This window comes from Moorena sp. SIO2C4 (assembly GCF_010672485.1).
Taxonomy (GTDB): domain Bacteria; phylum Cyanobacteriota; class Cyanobacteriia; order Cyanobacteriales; family Coleofasciculaceae; genus Moorena; species Moorena producens.
This window is the reverse complement of sequence record NZ_JAAHGN010001339.1, coordinates 1-1,705: the sequence shown is the minus strand read 5'-3', so window position 1 is coordinate 1,705 and position 1,705 is coordinate 1. Positions and strand designations below refer to the sequence as shown.

The 1,705-nt window shown below is 47.2% G+C and carries 3 protein-coding genes, 1 tRNA gene and 1 pseudogene; 2 read left to right on the top strand and 3 right to left on the bottom strand.

Features of this window, described 5'->3' with window-relative positions; genetic code table 11:
* Both F6K20_RS37295 and F6K20_RS37290 read right to left on the bottom strand, forming a co-directional pair.
* Positions 1-208: pseudogene (locus F6K20_RS37295) on the bottom strand (sugar kinase); the annotation flags it as partial.
* Positions 209-221: 13 nt separating this feature from the next.
* Positions 222-608, bottom strand: a complete 387-nt coding sequence (locus tag F6K20_RS37290; RefSeq protein WP_008184053.1) for a DUF4359 domain-containing protein — start codon at positions 606-608, stop codon at positions 222-224.
* Between the two features lie 238 nt (positions 609-846).
* On the opposite strand from F6K20_RS37290, the gene F6K20_RS37285 reads away from it, so the two are divergent.
* Positions 847-919: transfer RNA gene (locus tag F6K20_RS37285), tRNA-His, on the top strand.
* A 10-nt stretch (positions 920-929) separates the two neighbouring features.
* Entirely contained in the window at positions 930-1,214 is a 285-nt protein-coding gene (locus F6K20_RS37280) for a hypothetical protein (protein WP_287267537.1), read from the top strand.
* On the opposite strand, the gene F6K20_RS37275 is transcribed toward F6K20_RS37280, so the two are convergent.
* A complete protein-coding gene (locus tag F6K20_RS37275; protein WP_287298230.1) occupies positions 1,211-1,507 on the bottom strand; it encodes a YkvA family protein in 297 nt (98 codons plus the stop codon). The genes F6K20_RS37280 and F6K20_RS37275 overlap by 4 nt on opposite strands.
* Positions 1,508-1,705 lie beyond the last annotated feature (198 nt).

The window sequence follows — 1,705 nt, the reverse complement described above, 5'->3', positions numbered from 1 at the left end:
TCGCGCCTCCTAGGGCGAGTAAATCGCCCTTGGGTCGCACCTCTATATTTCCCAGATAGCTAAACGTTACTGCTGCATTCGTCGCTGGTCCCCCAGCCGCTACCGTATAGTCAGAGGCAGTTATTTTTTCATTGCTGCTTGGTAGCTTGGTGCTGAGGTATACCAGGTCTAAGGTAACCATCCCCACAAAAAGACCAGTGCTCGCCATCTAACAACTACCCTTAGTATGATTGTTCATCAGCCTTGTAAAGGTAAAATTGTTGACAGATCCCTACAGTTTCAAAGGAGTATGAAGGGATCAGCGTACTAACATCCAGGTCAGTGCGGTAAATACTAAAGAGCAGAAAATTTTCTCGCTTTGTGCTCTGGGCAACAACTTGCTTAATTTGAGGTCGCCCTGTATCCACCAGGATGGTACACTGACGGCGCAGGAAACTGCCTAGGGTTTCCGGTGCTTGGGGACAAACTTCTTCTTTTAGATACTTGCTCAGTTGCTCAACCGCATAATCTTCATAGGTAGCTTGTCCAGGATTGGTCACCACCATTGAGCCTCCCACCACCGCCAGCACCATCGTGCCAAAAGCGGTGACAACCTGTGAAATCTTCATCTGAATTTTTTAACGGTATATTGTATATTAAGATGGCTATTAAGCCTTCGAGTTCCAGATTAACTGCAAAATACTGGTAACGTCTTGCATGTTTGATGGAAGTCCCTCAGGGCAAGACAATTGCAGCAATTGTCAGCAAACTTCAGAACTGACGGAATCAGCATAAACCCATCAAAATTTCATAGATTGTTGATAAACCCACAAATAAGATGCTATAATCAACAACGGTAAGATTATGGCGAGCGTAGCCAAGTGGTTAAGGCAGTGGATTGTGGTTCCACCACTCGCGGGTTCGAGTCCCGTCGTTCGCCCTAAAAGTCCGTGGAATGGGCATCTTGGCTGTTTCAACTTTCCGGCATCTTGGTAGAACGGGGATCCTGCTGTGGAATGGGCATCTTGCCCGTTTCAATTCCCAGGCGGGCATCTTGCCTGTTTCAACTTTCGGGCATCTTGGTGTGGAACGGGCATCCTGCCCGTATCCTCCCTCGGGCGGGCAGAATGCCCACTCTACTCCTATTCAGCGCGAAGATTCAGCAATGCCAAAAAAATGCAGAAGTAAATTCACATAATCACTTCTGCGTTAACCCTTTCAAGACCCTTGACTAGACACCAATAGAGTCTACATCCACAGTCTTGACTTCAGGGTCTTGAGTGTCATTGGCAATTTTTTCGCTTTGGCGGGTTTTGGCAAAGTCAATTAGCCACTGAGACAGCTCCGAAACCAGCAGGGTTATCACTGCGATATCATCAATTTGCCCAATGATGGGAATAAAGTCTGGGGAAATATCAATGGGGCTAAGAAAGTAAACTAGGGTCCCCAAGATGATCCACCACCGGTACTTGGAATGGCGGATAGTGTTGCGATACCAGTTGTAAAAAGATTGAATTGGATTGTTCATCAAATATTTGCGGCTGAATACCTCATCCCATAGCAAGTTACGTGGGTAAGAAAGCCACACCTCCAACTAATGGTTTAAGCGATGCAGCGCCTTCACGCGGGGGTTCCCCCCATGAGCGACTGCATCAAGAAAGGACTGGTTTTAAATGCTAATCAGCCGAGACCAGCCAAACTCGTTATCCCCAAGGGCCAGATAGGA